Consider the following 19,567-nt stretch of genomic DNA (forward strand, 5'->3'; position numbering starts at 1 on the left):
TTGTGTCAGGAACGCTAAAGCCAGATCGGAGTCACTGTTCCGATCTGGTTTGATCCTGAATCGATTTGCTACGGAAGAATCAAAATTCTGGCTCGCATTTAAAATGCATCACTGTCCCAAACTCTGGATGAGTAATACATAATTCTTGCGCATGCAACTGTAACCGGGATGCCATTACTTTAGCCTCGGGATGGGCATAGAAGCCATCACCAAGAATAGGGTGACCTATCGCCAGCATATGTACCCGTAACTGATGTGAGCGGCCGGTGATGGGGGATAACTTAACTCGCGTACTGCCGTCAGCATCCCGTGATAGCACCTGATACTGAGTTTGCGAGGATTTACCGGTTTCATAACACACTTTCTGCTTTGGCCGATTCGGCCAGTCGCAAATTAAAGGCAAATCGATCAACCCTTCATCTTGCGCCAGATGGCCCCATACCCGCGCCACATAAGACTTTTTCGGCTCGCGTTCACGAAATTGCCGCTTTAACTCACGCTCAGCCGCTTTAGTCAGCGCCACCACAATCACGCCACTGGTCGCCATATCTAATCGGTGCACAGACTCCGCGCTCGGGAAATCGGCCTGAATGCGGGTCATCACGCTATCTTTATTCTCTGGCGCGCGGCCCGGAACGGACAGCAAACCACTGGCTTTATTGACCACCATGATGTGCTCATCCTGATACAGGATTTGTAGCCAAGGATCGCGTGGGGGATTATAGGGTTCCATTAGTGCTCCTGAAACGGGTTGACGAATAGCGAACTGAAAGGAAACCGGGCACTGAGTCCCGGTTTTTAGCCTTAAAATTACTGGTGTGTCACCACCACCAGACGAATGGCATCCAAACGCCAACCCGCCTGATTGAGGTTTTCCAGCACCATTTTACGGTTATGTTCCAGAGTCTCTATTTCGTCATCCCGAATATTGGGGTTAACCGCTTTCAGGGCTTCCAAACGTGCCAGCTCGGCACTCAATTTATCGTCCGCTTCATGCTTGGCTGCTTCAATCAGCAAACGCGCCTGTTCTTCAACTAGTGCTTCTGCTTGTTGCAACATTGCGTGAACTTCTTGCTGAACCGCGTTGACCAGTTTGCTGGAGGTATGGCGATTGACGGCATTCAACTGACGATTGAAGCTTTCAAATTCTACTTGTGCTGCCAGGTTGGTGCCGTTCTTATCCATCAGCATCCGTACGGGTGTTGGGGGTAAGAAGCGGGTCAATTGCAAGTGTTTCGGTGCTTGTGCTTCGACCACATAGACCAATTCAGCGAGCAGAGTGCCGACCGGCAATGCTTTGTTTTTCAACAGAGAAACCGCACAGCTTCCGGTGTCTCCGGAGAGGATCAGATCCAAACCGTTACGGATGATCGGGTGTTCCCAACTGACAAACTGAGCATCTTCGCGCGATAATGCCTGTTCGCGATCAAATGTCACCGTGCAACCATCCTGTGGTAATCCTGGGAAATCTGGCACCAGCATATGGTCAGATGGCGTCAGCACAATCAAATTGTCGCTGCGATCTTCCTGGTTGATCCCGACAATATCGAACAGGTTGAGCGCAAAACTGACTAAATTAACGTCATTGTCTTGGTCCGCAATGATTTCTGCCAGTTCTTGCCCATGTTCGCCGCCGTTGGAGTGCATCTCCAGCAAGCGGTCACGGCCCTGTTCCAATTGCAGTTTCAGCCCTTCATGCTGCTGGCGGCAGGTGTGGATAAATTCATCCAGCCCTTCCTGCTCACTTGGCGTTGCCAGGTAAGTAATCAATTCTTGATAACCGCTGTCATAAATAGTGCGGCCCGTCGGGCAGGTGTGCTCGAAAGCATCCAAACCTTCGTGATACCAGCGTACCAGCACCGCCTGCGCGGTATTTTCCAGATACGGCACCATTATTTGGATTTCACGGTTTTGGCCGATCCTATCCAGACGACCAATACGTTGCTCAAGCAAGTCCGGATTAAAAGGTAAATCGAACATCACCAGTTGGCAGGCAAACTGGAAGTTACGCCCTTCAGAGCCGATTTCTGAACACAATAATACCTGTGCGCCGTCTTCTTCGGAGGCAAAGTAGGCCGCCGCGCGGTCACGTTCAATCAGTGATAAACCTTCATGGAATACTGCGGCACGGATAGCTTCGCGCTCGCGCAGCACTTGTTCAAGCTGCAATGCGGTGGCGGCTTGTGCACAAATAACCAGCACTTTCTCATTGCGGTTAGCAATCAGGTAGTTAAGCAGCCATTCAACCCGTGGGTCAAAGTTCCACCAAGTGGCGTTTTCGCCTTCGAATTCTTGGTAGATTTGCTCTGGATAAAGCATGTCTTTGGCCCGTGCTTCGAGGCTTTTCTTGGCACCCATAATGCCTGACACTTTAATTGCCGTTTGGTATTGAGTTGGCAGTGGCAGCTTAATCTGATGCAAGACACGGTGTGGGAAGCCTTTCACCCCATTACGGGTGTTACGGAACAAGATACGGCTGGTGCCATGTCTGTCCATCAGCATGGTCACCAGTTCTTGGCGTGCCGCTTCGCTATCTTCAGTTTGGCTGTTTGCCGCTTTCAGCAGTGGCTCGATATCCTGCTCGTTAATCAGCTCACCGAGCAGATTCAGCTTATCGTCAGTTAAGCGCTCACCACCCAGCAGCAATGTGACAGCATCGGCAATTGGGCGGTATTTTTGCTGCTCATTAATAAATTCTTCGTAATCGTGGAAGCGGTCAGGATCAAGCAGACGCAAACGAGCAAAGTGGCTCTGCTGGCCCAGTTGCTCTGGTGTTGCGGTCAGCAGCAAGACGCCGGGAATATGCTCGGCCAGTTGTTCAATAACTTGATATTCGCGGCTCGGTGCTTCTTCACTCCAGGCCAGATGATGTGCTTCATCCACCACCAGCAGATCCCAGGACGCATCGGCTAATTGCTCCAGACGCTGTTTATTACGGCGCACAAAGTCCAGCGAGCAAATGACCATTTGTTCAGTTTCAAACGGATTGGTGCTGTCGAGCAGGGCTTCAGAATAGCGGCTGTCATCAAACAATGAGAAGCGCAGATTGAAGCGGCGCAGCATTTCCACCAGCCACTGGTGTTGCAAGCTTTCCGGCACCACTATCAGGATACGTTCAGCACGGCCTGACAGCAGTTGCTGATGGATAATCATCCCCGCTTCGATAGTTTTACCCAACCCTACTTCATCGGCCAGCAAGACTCGTGGCGCATGGCGTTGACCCACTTCATAGGCGATATGTAATTGGTGTGGGATCAAGCTGGCACGGATGCCGCGCAAACCACTCCAGGGCAGGCGGAACTGCTCACTTTGGTATTTACGGGCGCGAAAACGCAGGGCAAACCGATCCATGCGATCGATCTGACCGGCAAATAATCTGTCTTGCGGTTTGCTAAAAGTCAGTTTGCTATCGAGCAAAACTTCACGCATGGAAACGCCGGTTTCCTCGGTATCCAGGCGAGTACCAATGTAGGTAATCAGCCCGTTCTCCTCAGACACTTCTTCCACTTTCAGCTGCCAGCCTTCGTGGTGAGTGATGGTATCGCCCGGATTAAACATGACACGGGTAATGGGAGAATCATTTCTAGCGTAAAGGCGGTTTTCACCGGTTGCGGGAAACAGTAAGGTGACCATGCGTACGTCAATGGCAACGACAGTACCCAATCCAAGTTCGCTTTCTGTATCGCTGATCCAGCGTTGACCAAGTGTAAAAGGCATAAATTATCGGCTCGATTTTTTGTTGGACTGTTATGAATAGAAAAGTCTGGTAAATATGATTGATGCGAATTTTGGCAAGGGCGCTATGGTAATGGAAGCAGAGCGCTGCGTCACCTGTAAAACGGCTCAATTGCGATTAAAATAACCCCATCTGACCGGTTATCAGTGTTGTGAAGTCATCATGCATGAAGGGAAGTATAGCGTCTGCCACAGGCTGTAGCTGACGTGTCAGGTAGTGATCGTAATCGATGGGGGATTGCCGGGTTTCCAGTGGTTCGGGGCCAGCAGTGGTCATGACATAGCTTATCCAGCCGCCATTTTGATATTGCAATGGCCGCCCAAGCTTGCGGTTAAACTCATCCGCCAGACGGGCAGCTCTGGCATGAGGTGGGACATTGCGCTGGTAGTCATCCAGCCGGCGGCGCAGGCGTTTACGGTAAATTAGTTGTTCGTCTAGTTCGCCATTGAGGGTGCGGGCGACATAATCCCGTACATAGTCCTGATAAGGTTGCTGCTGAAAGATCTTTAGATACAGTTCGCGCTGGAATTGCTGGGCCAGAGGTGTCCAATCCGTGCGTACCGTCTCCAACCCCTTATAGATCATCTGGTCACCCGCAGGGGTTGAAATCAACCCGGCATAGCGCTTTTTACTGCCTTGTTCTGCACCTCGGATGGTGGGCATCAAAAAACGTCGATAGTGGGTTTCAAATTCCAATTCAAGAGCACAGGGCAGATCAAAGGTTTCACGGATATGGGTTTGCCACCATTGATTCACATACTGCACCAGCTCTTGGCCGATACTGGCGGCCTGTTCTTCACTGTGGGCGTTTTTCAGCCAAACAAAGGTTGAGTCGGTATCGCCATAAATGACCTGATAGCCCCGTGCTTCAATTAATTCGCGGGTTTTTCGCATAATTTCGTGGCCGCGCATCGTAATTGACGAAGCCAATCTGGGGTCGAAAAAACGGCATCCGCTGGAACCCAGAACACCATAAAAGGCATTCATGATTATCTTTAGGGCTTGGGATAATGGCTTGTTTTGCTGACGTTTTGCCGCTTCCCGACCTTGCCAGATCTGGTTAACAATTGCTGGCAGGCAGTGCTTTTCGCGCGAGAACCAAGCCCCGCGGAAACCGGGCACAGCATGTTGCTCATCAGGCTGGGACATTCCCACTACCAATCCCACCGGATCAATTAAGAAAGTGCGGATAATCGAGGGATATAAGCTTTTGTAGTCGAGTACCAGTACCGAGTCATACAATCCTGGCTGAGAATCCATCACAAAGCCGCCGGGGCTGTGCTCTTCCGGCAACTCGCCTAAATTGGGCGCAACATAGCCGATACGGTGCATGCGTGGCATATAAAGGTGGGTGAAGGCTGCGACTGAGCCGCCACTGCGATCCGCGGCCAACCCGGTGACCGTTGCTCGCTCAAGTAAGAAGCTGAGTAATTCGGTTTTGGCAAAAATCCGCGTCACCAGTTCACAATCTTTCAAGTTATAGCGCGCCAGAGCCGGTTTATCATGGGCAAAGCGCTGATTGATTTCGTCCATCCGCTGATAGGGGCTATCACTGGCTTTACCTTCGCCCAATAAGGTTTGCGACACCGATTCCAGGCTGAACGACGGGAAATTCCAGGTGGCGGATTTCAATGCTTCAATGCCATCAATGATTAACCGACCCGCGGCCGAAGCAAAAAAGTGCCCCTGCTTAAAACCGTGCTCCCGCCACTCCAGCAAGTTACCGCCACGGCCAAAGCGCAGTGGGATTTGATAGCGGTCGGCGTGCTTTTGTAACACGCGCAAGTCAAATTGCACCAGATTCCAGCCGATAATGGCATCGGGATCGTGCAGTTCCAGCCATTGGTTGAGTTTTTCCAATAATAGCGGGCGGCTGGCGACATATTCCAGATTGAAATCCAGCGCCGTTTCATCGGCCTGATTGCCATTGGGCGGCCCCAACATGTATACCTGCCGCTGGCCGCAGCCTTCCAAACCAATACAATAAAGCTCGCCGTGTTCGCTGGTTTCGATATCCAGCGACACCAGCTTTAGTGTCGGGCGATAGTCATCGGCAGGCTTCATTTGGGTATTGAGCAGTGGGCCATTGCCATTATCTTCGCCGCTAAACCAGACCGGCGCGGTAATAAAACGCTCCATGAGAAAGCGCTCAGGCGGACGAATATCACCTTCGTAGACATTCACTCCGCTTTCTTTGAGCAGTTTTTCCAGGCGGATTAATTGACGATGCTGATTGCAATATAGCCCCAGCACCGGACGTTGATGGAAATCGGTCAGTTCAAGCGGGCGCAGTTGCCAGCGGCGCTCATCACGCAGCACGGTTTCAGCCCGTTGCCGCTGTTCGGCCGGGATAAACGCTACCGAGGGTTGAGGCGGCAGCCTGACTTGCTGCGGGCCTTCATCGGTAGCTAACCAGAATTCAACTTCGGTGCCTGCCTGCGTGTCGCGCCAGTGGCGGGTGAGCAGGAAGCCCTGACGGTGTTGCGCCACAATGCTAACCTTTATAGGTAATGTACAGGCTATTTTATTTGTCATTTTGAACTTGGGCAGTGCTCGATATCCTCACGTACTACGTGTACGCTCCGGTTTCTCCGCGCTGTCCGCATCCAAACTGACTGCAACAATAACGCCTGAGAGTTTATGCTATCTTAGTATGGTTATTTATACAGTGTTTGTCTATTTTAATGATGATTTCCATTCGCTCCATGTATACCCAAAGTCATTGGAGTTGCAGGTAGGCAGCAAGTGGTCTCATCCCGATGAGTCTATTCATTTTAAGGTCAACGGCCAGTAAGTGATTTGGGTGAGTAAGCGCAGCTAACAACCCTGCGGCTTCAAGGACGAAGGGGAAATTTGTTGATTGACTCATTTCACGACACGCCGGACAATCCTTGCCCCTGAGCCTTGGGTGTTAACCAACGGACAAATCTATGGAAGCCTATTTATTACATTTACTGACGCAATCTCTGGCTTTCACGCTATTTGTCGTCATGTTAGTCACTTTTTTAGAATCGTTGGCGCTGGTGGGTATGTTACTGCCCGGCACGGTCATGATGACCAGTGTCGGCGCATTGATTGGTAGTGGCGAAGTGGGTTTTTATACCGCCTGGGCTGCCGCGACGGTAGGGTGCTTGATGGGGGATTGGCTCTCATACTTTATTGGTCGCCGCTTCAAAGAGCCGTTGCACCGCTGGTCTTTTCTGAAAAAACATAAATCGCTATTGGCGAAAACTGAGCATGCATTGCATAACCATAGTATGGCTACAGTGCTACTGGGACGTTTTATTGGCCCGACACGGCCTATTGTCCCGATGGTCGCGGGGATGCTAAATCTACCGCCGGTAAAATTTGCCTTACCGAATGTGATTGGTTGCCTGACCTGGCCACCGCTCTATTTCTTCCCCGGCATACTCGCGGGCGTGGCGATTGATATCCCGCCGAATGCCAACAGTTATCTATTTAAGTGGCTCTTGTTTATCGTTGTGATGCTGATTTGGCTGGCGTGCTGGTTGTCATGGCGCTGGTGGCGTTTTGGTAAACGCAGCCCGGATCGCCTGAGCAAATGGCTGCCTTTGGCCCGTTTGCGCTGGGTGACGGTGCTTTCTATTATCGTGGCCATCGCCAGCTTTATCTGGTTGCATATGCAGCCCATTATGCCGATTTATCGTCATTTGTTGTGGAAGGTTCTCACAGGGCAGTAATGCCCAGCACACTGGCTTCGGGGGCGGTGCCGTTAACCAGTGCTTGAGTGGGGCCGTCGTAATAAATGCGGCCATCGACCACCAATAAAGTGCGCTCGGCAATGCGGGCGGCGTCATCCAAATTGTGTGACACCATCAGTAATGTGAGATTGCGGTTAGTACACACCTGACTGACCAATTGCAGCATTTCATTGCGCAGTGCCGGGTCTAATGCGGAAAACGGCTCGTCCAGCAACAGGATAGGTTGGCTACGCACTAAGCAACGTGCCAGCGCCGCCCGCTGGCGTTGACCGCCAGAAAGCTGTGCCGGTAACCGGTCGAGGCACGCTTCTAATCCGACTTGTTGCGCTATTAGGCCGAGCAGCAACCTTTGTTCATGATTGAGCTTTAGCCCCGGATGCAATCCCAATCCAATATTCTGTTCGACAGTTAAATGCGCGAACAGATTATTTTCCTGAAACAACATCGATACCGGTCTTTGAGCGGGTGGGGTGATGGTATGGTCTTGATTATTCAGCAGCATTCGGCCACTGGCTGGCGCTAAAAAGCCCGCAATCAAACTCAGCAGAGTGCTTTTACCGGCGCCACTTGGGCCAAGAATAGCCACCCGCTCACCCGGTTGAATGCGCAAATCAAAGCGCATCGGTAAGTGGTCGTACAGATAGGTGATTTTCTCAAGCTTTAGCATGGCGGCTCGGCAGTTTTTCAATAAGTGTAAACAGCAGGAAACACAGTAATAGCAGCAACAGGGCAGTCACTGCACCATCATTGCTGCGATAAGACCCTATTTGCTGATAAAGATAAAATGGCAAGGTACGGAAGTGCTCGTTACCAAACAGCGCCACCACACCAAAATCCCCAAGAGAAAGTACCGTGGCGAAGGCCAGCGCCTGAGCCAGAGGGCGTTTCAGTGCACTGAGTTCAATATGGCGCAAACGGTGCCAGCCGCGAATATCCAGTGATAAACACAGCGGTGTATAGCGCTCGGCAAGATCCCGCATCGGGTTATCCAGCACTTTTAAAGCATAGGGCACCGCCATCAGCGCATTGGTTAAAATCACCAGTGCATAAGGGGATTGCGGCAAGCCCAACGTATCATTGAGTAATAAGAAAAAGCCGGTCGCCAGCACGATACCCGGCATCGCCAGAATGACCATGCCACTGACGTCTATGGCTTGTCCGTAAGCCGCGTGGTGGCGCAGCTTCAGTTCACGACTGCTCCATAACAGCATCATGGTTAGAGTGACGCACAATAACCCTGCGCCAATGGCGATGGTCAGTGAGGTAAAGAAGGCGTGCCACAGTGCCGGTTGCTGGAGCACGGTTAATATCGTTTTATTGCTGCCATCAATCACGACAGCCAGTAATGGCGGCACCATCAATAGTAATGCCGCGCCGATTAACAGGGTATCGCTGATGCGTGACCAGGCACTGTCCTGCTGACTGCGCCAGATTTGCCCATGAGTATTGCCCACCGCCAATACTGAGCTTAGCCGTTGGCTCATGACCACCAATCCCAGGCAACATCCCAGCTGAATCAGTGCCAATAATGCAGCACGCCCCAAATCGTAGTCATAGCTAAGTGCTTGGTAAATAGCCAGTTCGATAGTGGTGGCTTGCGGCCCGCCCCCAAGAGAGAGCACAGTGGCGAAGCTGGCAAAACACAGCATAAAAATCAGTGCGGCAGTGGGGAGGATCTGGCGGCGTAGGTAGGGCCACTCAACCCAGCGAAAATGTTGCCAGCCATTCATGCCCAGTTGTGCGGCTAACTGGCGCTGTTCAACGGCAATGCTTTCCAATGACTGCAATAGCAAACGGGTCGCCAGCGGCATATTAAAGAAAATATGCGCCAGCAAGATTCCCTGTAGACCATAAGGCGAGAAGCGGTAATCCATCCCCAACCAGCCAAATAGCGCCGCCAACCAACCTTGGCGACCATAAACGGTCAGAATACCAAAAATGGCAACCAGCACCGGCAGCACCAGTGTCATGGCGCATAAGCGCAACAGCAGTTGGCGGCCGGGAAAGCGACGGCGGTATAAGGCGCGCGCTAAAAAAATCGCCGGAATAACTGACAGTAATGCGGAGAGAAACGCCTGCCAGAAAGTGAAGCGAATTACATGCCACAGATAGCTGTCATGCCAGATGCTGTGCCAATCCGTGTCAGGGGCGTGCCGCCAGATAGCCGTGAACGCCAGCAAAGCGACACCGACTATCAGCAAAGCGGCCAGTAGCCCCGGCCATAACCACGCGGGGATCAGCGGCTGACGGCGGATTGCCATGCCTGAATCCATTTGCCACGATTATCAGCCACGTCTTTAGCATCAAATTGTAATGCTTTTTGTGGCACGGTCAGGGTGTCAAATCCGGCCGGTAAATCCATTTTGATCACTGGATACATCCAGTTGCCGGTCGGTATATGATTCTGGAATGCAGGTGTGACCATAAATTGCATAAAGCGCTGCGCCAGTTCTGGCTGTTTGCTGGATGCCACTACACCGGCGACTTCCACTTGCAGATAGTGGCCTTCGCTAAAATCGGCGGCGGCATAGTTACTTTTCTTTTCTTCAATCAGATGATAAGCCGGAGAGGTGGTGTAACTCAGCACTAAATCCCCTTCACTTTTAAGGAACAAGCCGTAGGCTTCGCTCCAGCCTTTGGTCACCGTGACGGTTTTCTTCGCCAGTTGCTGCCATGCTTGCGGGGCTTTATCACCATACACTTTTTGCATCCACAACATTAAGCCAAGACCCGGAGTGCTGGTGCGTGGGTCTTGATAAATGACCTTCCACGGCTCTTTACTGTCGACTAATTCTTGCAGGCTCTTAGGAGGATTTTTTAATTTGTTTTTGTCATACACAAAAGCAAAATAGCCATAGTCGTACGGGACGAAGGTGTTATTCTGCCATTTTTTCGGCAGGGTCAATTTGCTGGTATCTACCTGACTTGGCACGAATAACCCGGTTTGTTCCGCCGCTTGTACTAAATTGTTATCCAAACCTAAAATGACATCGGCCTGACTGTTTTTACCTTCCATGCGCAAGCGGTTTAGCAGTGAAACGCCATCTTCCAGCGCGACAAATTTAAGTTGGCAATCGCACTCGGCTTCAAAGGCTTTTTTAATGGCAGGCCCTGGCCCCCAATCGGCAGCAAAGGAGTCATAGGTATACACTGTCAATGTGGGTTTATCAGCAGCCACAGTGGCCGCAGACAGTAACAATAAGCAGGGAATAAGGCGTTTAAACACTTTGCACTCCTTAAGGATAAAGGTGGCAAAGGTATCTGAGGCGGTAGCTAACATCGGTATCTATAGGAAGTACAGGTGTTATCTTTCTCAAATCCCTCCGCCGGTGTTAACCGGATCAGGTTCGACGGGTTTGCTCTCAGCTAACTTGCCGTCTTCTGCAATTTAGCACCCCGTTGAGACGCCGCTATTGTAGAGATTAATTTGAATAGGGGAAAGGGTATTGTTGCTCGATAAGATATTTGTGAGTCAGGAAATGCAGTCAATAATTATCCAATATTAAATACCCATAGGATATTAATAAATCAGATTAACGCTCGGGGTGTATTCTTAAAATAGCGAGATAAACTCACGCAAAGGCTGAAATAGACCTCTATGAGTAGACGGCCCAGTGATACCGATTGGAAGATAAGATATTCTATCTTTTTTGTGAGTTTAATTATGGATGATACGTTATGGATATTTACTTAAATAGAAGAGAAAGGGATAATAATTACTTTCTTGCATTGGCTCACTCAGCTGCCAACGACTTAATGAAAACAGCCAAAATTGTTTCCTCCCGCCATATTAAAGATTTCTTCCTTAAGGCGCGATTTGAAAGTGAAGTAAAACAACTGTCAGATGGCAACCTAAACATTATTCGTAATGCCAAAACTGATTCAGAGTGTCGTGCTGCAATCAGTAATATCCAAGAGGAGTGTGCCAATATAGAAAGGCAAGGTACTATGCTTTCGCTGGATAGAGCAAAAGTCTATATGACGATTAATATGGAAAAATATAATAATGAAATTGGTTATACCATAAATGCCATTGGTGTTGTCACTAGTGGTCTCCAGATGAGCACAGGTTTTGGGCTTATAATTAAATCTGGCTTTATTCTGGGAAAATTAGCAGGGGCACATTTAGCCGTAAGTGGTGCCAGTACAGCGGCTGAAAATTTTCTCCGCTTGTTGGGTGACGATGAGTACACTGGTGTGATGGAAAAAGGGTACAGAGCGACCGCTAAGTTTATGGGATTTGAGCCAAAAGTAGGCTCGATGGCTTATCATGCTGTGGATATGGCATCATCACTGTATGGTGTGGTTGCCCTAAGTTTAAAGCCTGATGTTTTGCGATTGTTTAGATATATTCCTAGCGACTATTATAGAAATATCACCAAAATGAGTCAGGGCGCTTTAATGCTAAAATTTGCTAGTGCAGGAAATAAAATACGTATTATCTCAGATATAAATCATCGTGAAGATGCAAACCATTTTTAATGAAGTCTAAGGGGAACTACTCCCCTTTATTCTTATTTTTTAAGAATCTGTATGCTTTAAAAGACAATTTCATTGGGTTAATCAAGTTTATACAAAAAAAGGAAAATATCGCAATGACCAGATAAACGGATACTTCAATTAAAACTGGTTTGGTGACGATGAGTGGATATAGTAGTAAGACTAACAAAATGCAAAAGCAGCTTGGAATAAAGCTCTTCTTTAAATCAAGGATGAGTGATTCCAATGTCTCACCTCCAGCATCATTAACATGCTCATGGGTTAGAACTTTCTTTAACCTATTGACTTCTTTTTGTGTAAAACCATGCGCTAATAGTTTTTTTTCCATTTCGATATCTGTTTCTGTCACCGCGCTATCTCCTTATTTTGCGTCAGTTGGCATTATATCGTTAAGGAGATGGTGCCGTCCAATGTATTGATTGAATCTGTTATTATCAACATCCCCGCAGAGTATTATTCTCCGCAGGGAAAGTGAATAGAGTTTTAAGTCTCAGGCGGTGTAAACCAGGCCGATTTGAAATCAAACCAGCCGAGGGTATTCATACGTACACCGCGCATACTGTGTTGCCCGTATAATTCTAGCCAGTGATGGAACAAGGGATGGAATTGATTTTGGCTAACCAGTCGTTGGCTCCAATCCGCCATCTGTAAGGTATTATTGCGCCATAATTCAACGTCTTGGTGTAACTCTTCATCCAGACAATATTGCAGTAGCGGCAGCTCATATAAAGTGGCAAACAGAGAAAACTCCAGTGGCAGGTAGAAGTTAGCGCTGCCAAGCCACATGTCGCTCTGGGCATCCCCTTGATACCACTGTGTGTAGTCCACCACGTGTATTTTTAAATTAACACCTTGATCTGCTAACAATTTTGTTAGTGTCTGACTGATGGCATCAAACTCTGAATGGTGACTGTAGAAGGTGAGAGTCAGTTCGGTTAAACCTTCTGGTTTCGTTTCCAATACTCTGAGTCGGTTGTGATGCCAGCGCGGCAACATGCCGTAGGCCGGTGACCAATAGCGCTGATAAAAAGGGTCTGCGTGGCTGAGCAGAGCGACGGGAGTAATCAGCTCACAAAGCCAGCGACAAATATCAGGATTGCGGGTCAGGGGAGAGCGCTGGTCAAACAGTAAAAAATAGCAGCCTTCTTCCAGCCGACTTTCCAGTTCATTTTTGCTGGTATCGTCGGCCTGCAATTGTACGCCGGAATAAACCAATTCTTCAGACAGCTCTGGCAGAACCCATATATTGACCTCGTCAATCAGTGCGCGGAAACCGAAATAGTTATCAAAAGCCTGAATTTTCAATTGGCTCTGGTGATTACGAATCACAGAATAAGGGCCAGTCCCGATAGGATGCCGACGGAAGTCGGGTTGATTTTCCCACTCTTGGGGCAAGATCATGGCGTGTACACTGCCCAGCAACCACGGCAGCCAGTTATCTGGAGCGCTAAGATGCACATCAATGACATACGGCGTGGGTGAACGCACCGCCGTGATATGTGAAAACAGTGGTTGCGGGATTAATCGGGTCAGACTGGTAATCACATCATTCATTTCCAGCTCACGGCCGTGGTGAAAATGAATGGCTGGGCGCAAATAAAAGCGCCAATGCAATGGGCTTATGGCTTGCCAGTGATGAGATAAGTCTGGTTCTAGTTCCCCATTTTCCTCATTTATCCGTGTCAGGCCATTAAAAATCTGCCGTACCATATGGGTTTCTGAGCGGCGTAGCGCTGTGCCGGGCAGTAGGTTCTGTAATGGGCGGTAATAGAGCACGCGTAGAATATGTTTACCTTGCCGAAAGCTGCGCCCTAACTGGGATAGCAGCATTTGGCGTACCGCTTTTTTATCCCCGACCAACTGCACCAACTGATCAATACCCTCTTGTTCCAGTAACTCTTCGGCCCGTTGTTGTTGTAAGGCTAAACCGGAATAGAGGAAGGTCAATTGTGAGCGCTTACCTCGGCCCGCTTCCGCCTGCCAGCTAAGCCACCCCTCTTGTTGCATGCTGCCCAGCAAAGAACGTACGTGGCGACGCGAACAGCACAGCACTTCAGCCAGCTCCTGCAAGGTGGTTTCTGTTGGTAAACCGCTAAAACGTTGCCAGAGGCGAATGAACTGTTGTTGCAGGCGAGCGGTAGACATAAAAGAGGAACTCCTCGACAAATTTCATCAATTTTTCTTTCCCTATATTACGCAGATACTGGTTGCCAATGAAAGTAGCTTAACGCGGCAATGTCGGTGCAATCACCACCAAGGGAGGAATAAGATGATTTTCAACTTACAACGTTATTCCACTCATGACGGCCCCGGTATTCGCAGTGTGGTGTTCCTTAAAGGTTGCTCGTTGAGTTGCCGCTGGTGCCAAAACCCAGAAAGTCGCTCACGTCAGCCAGAGGTATTATTTGACTCGCGCCTGTGTTTATCAGGTTGTGATTTGTGTCAGCAAACTTGCCCACAAGCAATCCAACGTATTGATAATAAAATTGTTATTCATCGCCAGCAATTAGCAGAAAACGATATTCAGGTGCTGAAGGTTCGCTGCCCGAGCGGTGCCCTGACGGTGTGCGGCAGCCCGATTGATATCGATGCCACTATGGAGACACTGTTACGCGACTTACCATTTTATCGGCGCAGTGGCGGCGGGGTGACATTATCTGGCGGTGAACCTTTTATGCAGCCGGAAGTGGCGGCTGAATTATTGCAGCGCTGTCACCAGCAAGGAATCCATACCGCGGTTGAATCTTGTTTGCATACCCCGTGGCGCTATATTGCCCCCGCTTTGCCGTGGCTTGATTTGATGCTGGCGGATTTGAAACATACCGATGAACAACGCTTTCAACAGTGGACGGGCGGCTCGGCTAAGCGGGTAATGGATAACTTCCGTAAATTAGCAGCGGCAGGCACCAATATCACCGTAAGGGTGCCCTTAATCCCAGATTTCAACGCTGACCTCCGCTCGCTACAAGGCATTGTCGATTTTGCTGCGGATGAGATTGGAGTGAAAGAGATTCACTTTTTGCCTTATCACACGCTGGGCATCAACAAATACTCACTGCTGGGTGAAGAATATCTGGCAGCCAAGACACCTTTAGATTCTCCTGACCTGCTGGCCTTTGCGGAAAATTATGCCCGTGACAAGGGTCTTACCGCAATTTTAAGAGGATGACGCAATGACCACTCTCGATTTGGTAACCTTAAGCGAACGGACAAAACAGCATAAAAACGCGCTGATTCATATTGTAAAACCGCCAGTCTGTACTGAGCGGGCTGTGCACTATACCGAGGTTTATCAACAGCATCAGGATAAACCGCTGTCTGTTCGGCGGGCGCTGGCGCTGGCTCATCATCTACAGCAACGCACCATCTGGATTAAGAATGATGAGCTAATCATTGGTAATCAGGCCAGTCAACTGCGCGCCGCGCCGATTTTTCCAGAATACACGGTGAGCTGGATTGAGAGTGAAATTGACGAGCTGGCCGATCGCCCTGGGGCCGGTTTCTCCGTCAGTGAAGAAGACAAAGCGGTATTACACCAGTTGTGCCCGTGGTGGCGCGGTCAAACGGTGCAAGACCGCTGCTACGGCATGTTTACCGATGAGCAAAAAGCCTTGCTGGCGACCGGCATTATAAAAGCCGAGGGCAATATGACCTCTGGCGATGCGCATTTGGCGGTTAACTTCCCGTTATTGCTGGAAAAAGGGCTGGATGGCCTGCGCAGTAAAGTGACCAGCCGTCGTTCTCGGCTGCAACTGACGGACTGGAGTGACCTGCATAAAGAACAATTCCTGAAAGCCATTGATATTTCGCTGGCGGCTCTGAGCGAACATATTGAGCGCTACGCTGCGGTGGCACGGCAAATGGCGCAGGAGGAAACGCGTGACTGGCGGCGCGTCGAGCTACAAAAAATCGCCGAAAACTGTGAATTAATTGCCCACCAGCCACCGCAAACTTTCTGGCAAGCCCTGCAATTGTGCTACTTCATTCAGCTGATTTTGCAAATTGAATCCAATGGTCATTCGGTTTCGTTTGGTCGTCTGGATCAATATTTGTATCCGTGGTATCGCCGCGATGTCGAATTGGAAAACACCCTCAGCCGCGAACAAGCGATTGAAATGCTGCATAGCTGCTGGTTGAAATTGCTGGAGGTGAATAAAATCCGCTCCGGCTCGCACTCCAAAGCTTCAGCGGGCAGCCCACTTTATCAAAACGTCACTATTGGCGGGCAAAAGCTGGTACAGGGCAAATCTATTGATGCGGTGAATCCACTTTCCTACGCGGTGTTGGAATCCTGTGGGCGCTTGCGTTCAACCCAGCCCAACCTCAGTGTGCGCTATCACGCCGGTATCAGTGATGATTTCCTCGATGCCTGCGTGCAAGTTATTCGCTGTGGTTTTGGTATGCCAGCATTTAACAACGACGAAATTGTTATACCCGAATTTATCAAACTGGGTGTCGAGCCACAGGATGCCTATGATTACGCAGCAATTGGTTGTATTGAAACGGCGGTTGGCGGTAAGTGGGGTTACCGCTGCACCGGCATGAGTTTCATTAACTTTGCCAGAGTGATGTTGGCGGCGCTGGAGCAGGGCCGTGATGCCACCTCCGGGCAGGTATTCTTGCCGCAAGAGCAAGGTTTGTCGAAGGGCAACTTTAGCGATTTCTCTCAAGTGATGGCGCAATGGGATGCGCAGATTCGTTACTACACCCGCAAATCTATCGAGATAGAGTGTGTAGTGGATACGGTATTGGAAGAGAACGCCCACGATATTGTCTGTTCTGCGCTGGTGGATGATTGCATTGAGCGTGGCAAAAGTATCAAGCAAGGCGGGGCGCGCTATGACTGGGTTTCTGGTTTGCAAGTCGGGATTGCCAACTTGGGTAACAGCCTGGCGGCGGTGAGAAAATTGGTATTTGAACAACAACTTATCAGCCAACAGCAACTGGCTACAGCATTAGCCAATGATTTTGCCGGTTTGAATGGCGAGCAACTGCGTCAGCACTTGATAAATTCAGCGCCGAAATATGGCAATGACGTTGATGACGTCGACCACCTGTTAGTGCGGGCTTATCAGACTTACATTGATGAACTGAAGCAATATCACAATACACGTTTTGGTCGCGGCCCGATTGGCGGCACCTATTATGCGGGAACCTCGTCTATCTCTGCCAACGTGCCCTTTGGCGCAGCGACCATGGCGACACCGGATGGCCGTAAAGCGCACAGCCCACTGGCGGAAGGGGCTAGTCCGGCTTCTGGCACCGACCATCTGGGGCCAACGGCGGTGTTTAACTCGCTATCGAAATTACCGACCGCCTCCATTCTGGGCGGGGTATTACTCAATCAAAAACTGAATCCGTCCACATTGGATAATCCGCGTGACCGTGAAAAGTTAATGATGATGCTGCGCACCTTCTTTGAGGAGTATCTGGGCTGGCATGTGCAATACAACATTGTGTCGCGTGAGACATTGCTTGAGGCCAAACAGCACCCGGATCGCTACCGTGATTTAGTGGTCAGGGTGGCGGGTTACTCGGCATTCTTCACCGCGCTGTCGCCGGATGCGCAGGATGATATTATCGCCCGCACTGAACATACTTTGTAAGCTAGCCTTGCTTTACTGAGCACCAAAAATTTCTGAGTAATGGTGAGTTTCACCAGCCAGTGGTTTATGCCACTGGCTTTTTTTATCCTTGACGTGTAGCTACGCTGTGGCTACGATAAGGATAACTTAATGGAGGTAATTATGACTGATACTGTGGTTCGAGCTAGAGTCTCTCCTGCATCTAAAGCTGCTGCGATGGCTAACGCAAAAGCGCTTGGCCTTGATTTGTCTACCGTAATCCGCATGGTAGTTAATCGCCTTGCTGTTAATGCAGAACTGCCCATAGATTTACTTCAACCTAATCAGGAAACCTTACAAGCTATCCGTGATCTAGAAAATGGGGTGGAAGTTTGTCGTGTTGATACAGTTAATGCGCTAAAACGTGATCTTGGTTGGTAAACATGCTTGAGATTGTTTATCAAAGTCGCTTTAAAAAAGATGCAAAACGGTATACAAACAATAAAAAAGCACAGAAAGTTATTTTAGAAATTATTTCGTTGTTGCAAACGGGCGAAAAACTCCCGTCAAAATACAAAGAACATCCCTTGATAGGCAACTACATTGGCTATCTTGAGTGCCATGGCATGCCAGATTTACTCTTAATTTATCAACGTACCGATGCTAGCCTGAAGTTATACCGCGTGGGAAGCCATTCCGATTTATTTTAATTCCATACATTTCGAATAATAGTAATATGCTCTATCAAAAATCTCGTTTTATTACCTGTCATTTATTCTAACAATTGCTATTTCTGGCGCTGGAGCCTGGAATGAAATCTGCTTTAACCTTTTCCCGTCGTATCAACCCGGTTTTTCTTGCGTTCTTTGTGGTGGCTTTTCTCTCTGGTATTGCAGGCGCTTTGCAGGCTCCCACCTTAAGTCTATTTTTAAGCACCGAAGTGAAAGTGCGCCCGCTGTGGGTTGGGCTATTTTATACCGTCAATGCTATCGCGGGGATCACCGTCAGCTTTGTATTGGCCAAGCGATCGGATGCTCGGGGTGATCGCCGCAAGCTGATTATGGTTTGCTATCTGATGGCGGTGGGGAACTGCCTGCTGTTTGCTTTTAATCGCGATTATCTTACCTTGATCACCGCCGGTGTACTGTTGGCCTCGGTGGCTAACACTGCCATGCCACAGATTTTCGCTCTGGCGCGTGAATATGCCGATAGCTCAGCCCGTGAAGTGGTGATGTTTAGCTCAATTATGCGTGCGCAGCTTTCATTAGCGTGGGTTATCGGACCGCCATTATCATTTATGCTGGCGCTGAATTATGGCTTTACTCTGATGTTCAGCATTGCTGCGGGTATCTTTGTGCTGAGTGCGCTGGTGGTGTGGTTTATTTTGCCGTCGGTGCAGCGAGCCGAGCCGGTGGTGGATGCGCCTGCGGTTGCGCAGGGTAGCCTGTTTGCCGATAAAGATGTCCTGCTGCTGTTTATTGCCTCAATGTTGATGTGGACATGCAACACCATGTACATCATTGATATGCCGTTATATATCACTGCTAATCTGGGGCTGCCGGAGCGGCTGGCCGGCTTATTGATGGGAACGGCGGCTGGGCTGGAAATTCCTATTATGCTGCTGGCGGGTTATTCGGTCAGGCGTTTTGGTAAGCGTAAAATTATGCTGTTCGCCGTGCTGGCTGGTGTGCTGTTTTATACTGGGCTGGTGTTATTTAAATTTAAAACAGCATTGATGTTATTGCAGATTTTTAATGCCATTTTCATCGGTATTGTTGCCGGAATTGGGATGCTTTATTTTCAGGATTTAATGCCGGGCAGAGCGGGAGCTGCCACCACACTGTTTACCAACAGTATTTCAACTGGGGTGATTCTGGCGGGGGTGTTGCAAGGAGTATTAACTGAAACCTGGGGTCATAATTCGGTGTATGTCATGGCGATGATTCTCGCCATTCTATCGCTTATTATTTGTGCGCGAGTGAGGGAAGCTTAGCGCCCCGTAGGGCGCTGTGATTGGTGAACAACCTATTTTGCAACATCGGGAC

15 protein-coding genes and 1 riboswitch are annotated in these 19,567 nt (G+C 49.4%); of the genes, 7 read left to right on the top strand and 8 right to left on the bottom strand.

Features of this window, described 5'->3' with window-relative positions; translation table 11 throughout:
- Window positions 1-79 precede the first annotated feature (79 nt).
- The 3 genes from rluA to FGL26_RS19280 form a co-directional block, all read right to left on the bottom strand.
- Window positions 80-733, bottom strand: coding sequence for a bifunctional tRNA pseudouridine(32) synthase/23S rRNA pseudouridine(746) synthase RluA (gene rluA, locus FGL26_RS19270; protein WP_005167011.1), 654 nt, complete (start codon window positions 731-733; stop codon window positions 80-82).
- Between the two features lie 77 nt (window positions 734-810).
- Window positions 811-3,717 (bottom strand): RNA polymerase-associated protein RapA, encoded by a 2,907-nt coding sequence (rapA, locus tag FGL26_RS19275; RefSeq protein ID WP_005167013.1) that lies wholly within the window; start codon window positions 3,715-3,717, stop codon window positions 811-813.
- A 136-nt stretch (window positions 3,718-3,853) separates the two neighbouring features.
- Window positions 3,854-6,226 carry a DNA polymerase II gene (locus FGL26_RS19280; RefSeq protein ID WP_005167015.1) on the bottom strand — a complete coding sequence of 791 codons (2,373 nt, stop codon included), beginning with the start codon at window positions 6,224-6,226 and terminating at the stop codon, window positions 3,854-3,856.
- Between the two features lie 440 nt (window positions 6,227-6,666).
- Here FGL26_RS19280 and FGL26_RS19290 point away from each other — a divergent pair, with 440 nt between their 5' ends.
- A complete protein-coding gene (locus FGL26_RS19290) occupies window positions 6,667-7,437 on the top strand; it encodes a DedA family protein (RefSeq protein ID WP_005156936.1) in 771 nt (256 codons plus the stop codon).
- Here the strand turns inward: FGL26_RS19290 and thiQ are convergent.
- Genes thiQ through thiB form a run of 3 tightly spaced genes read right to left on the bottom strand, consistent with a single transcriptional unit; the run spans window position 7,424 to window position 10,684 of the window.
- A complete protein-coding gene (gene thiQ, locus FGL26_RS19295; protein WP_005167018.1) occupies window positions 7,424-8,125 on the bottom strand; it encodes a thiamine ABC transporter ATP-binding protein ThiQ in 702 nt (233 codons plus the stop codon). The genes FGL26_RS19290 and thiQ overlap by 14 nt on opposite strands.
- On the bottom strand, window positions 8,112-9,719 hold the full coding sequence (gene thiP, locus FGL26_RS19300) for a thiamine/thiamine pyrophosphate ABC transporter permease ThiP (RefSeq protein WP_005167020.1): 1,608 nt from the start codon (window positions 9,717-9,719) through the stop codon (window positions 8,112-8,114). The genes thiQ and thiP overlap by 14 nt, the downstream gene beginning before the upstream one ends.
- Window positions 9,695-10,684: a thiamine ABC transporter substrate binding subunit gene (thiB, locus tag FGL26_RS19305; protein ID WP_005167022.1), complete on the bottom strand. Its 990-nt coding sequence runs from the start codon at window positions 10,682-10,684 to the stop codon at window positions 9,695-9,697. Before thiB ends, thiP begins: the two co-directional genes overlap by 25 nt.
- A 74-nt stretch (window positions 10,685-10,758) precedes the next feature.
- Window positions 10,759-10,867, bottom strand: a riboswitch (TPP riboswitch).
- Between the two features lie 269 nt (window positions 10,868-11,136).
- On the opposite strand from thiB, the gene FGL26_RS19310 reads away from it, so the two are divergent.
- Window positions 11,137-11,940 (top strand): DUF4225 domain-containing protein, encoded by an 804-nt coding sequence (locus FGL26_RS19310; protein ID WP_005167024.1) that lies wholly within the window; start codon window positions 11,137-11,139, stop codon window positions 11,938-11,940.
- 16 nt (window positions 11,941-11,956) lie between these two features.
- Here the strand turns inward: FGL26_RS19310 and FGL26_RS19315 are convergent, their stop codons facing one another.
- Both FGL26_RS19315 and sgrR read right to left on the bottom strand, forming a co-directional pair.
- Window positions 11,957-12,307 (bottom strand): hypothetical protein, encoded by a 351-nt coding sequence (locus FGL26_RS19315; protein ID WP_005167026.1) that lies wholly within the window; start codon window positions 12,305-12,307, stop codon window positions 11,957-11,959.
- A 134-nt stretch (window positions 12,308-12,441) separates the two neighbouring features.
- Window positions 12,442-14,103 carry an HTH-type transcriptional regulator SgrR gene (gene sgrR, locus FGL26_RS19320; RefSeq protein ID WP_005167028.1) on the bottom strand — a complete coding sequence of 554 codons (1,662 nt, stop codon included), beginning with the start codon at window positions 14,101-14,103 and terminating at the stop codon, window positions 12,442-12,444.
- Window positions 14,104-14,227: 124 nt separating this feature from the next.
- On the opposite strand from sgrR, the gene FGL26_RS19325 reads away from it, so the two are divergent.
- From FGL26_RS19325 to FGL26_RS19345, 5 genes are all read left to right on the top strand, one after another.
- On the top strand, window positions 14,228-15,127 hold the full coding sequence (locus tag FGL26_RS19325; RefSeq protein ID WP_005167030.1) for a glycyl-radical enzyme activating protein: 900 nt from the start codon (window positions 14,228-14,230) through the stop codon (window positions 15,125-15,127).
- Window positions 15,128-15,131: 4 nt separating this feature from the next.
- On the top strand, window positions 15,132-17,564 hold the full coding sequence (locus FGL26_RS19330; RefSeq protein WP_005167032.1) for a formate C-acetyltransferase/glycerol dehydratase family glycyl radical enzyme: 2,433 nt from the start codon (window positions 15,132-15,134) through the stop codon (window positions 17,562-17,564).
- Between the two features lie 141 nt (window positions 17,565-17,705).
- Entirely contained in the window at window positions 17,706-17,963 is a 258-nt protein-coding gene (locus tag FGL26_RS19335) for a type II toxin-antitoxin system RelB/DinJ family antitoxin (RefSeq protein WP_032902464.1), read from the top strand.
- A gap of 2 nt (window positions 17,964-17,965) precedes the next feature.
- A complete protein-coding gene (locus tag FGL26_RS19340) occupies window positions 17,966-18,232 on the top strand; it encodes a type II toxin-antitoxin system RelE/ParE family toxin (protein WP_005167035.1) in 267 nt (88 codons plus the stop codon).
- Window positions 18,233-18,333: 101 nt separating this feature from the next.
- Window positions 18,334-19,515, top strand: a complete 1,182-nt coding sequence (locus tag FGL26_RS19345; RefSeq protein ID WP_005167037.1) for a sugar efflux transporter — start codon at window positions 18,334-18,336, stop codon at window positions 19,513-19,515.
- Window positions 19,516-19,567 lie beyond the last annotated feature (52 nt).

The organism is Yersinia enterocolitica subsp. enterocolitica (genome assembly GCF_901472495.1).
Classification (GTDB): Bacteria; Pseudomonadota; Gammaproteobacteria; order Enterobacterales; family Enterobacteriaceae; genus Yersinia; species Yersinia enterocolitica.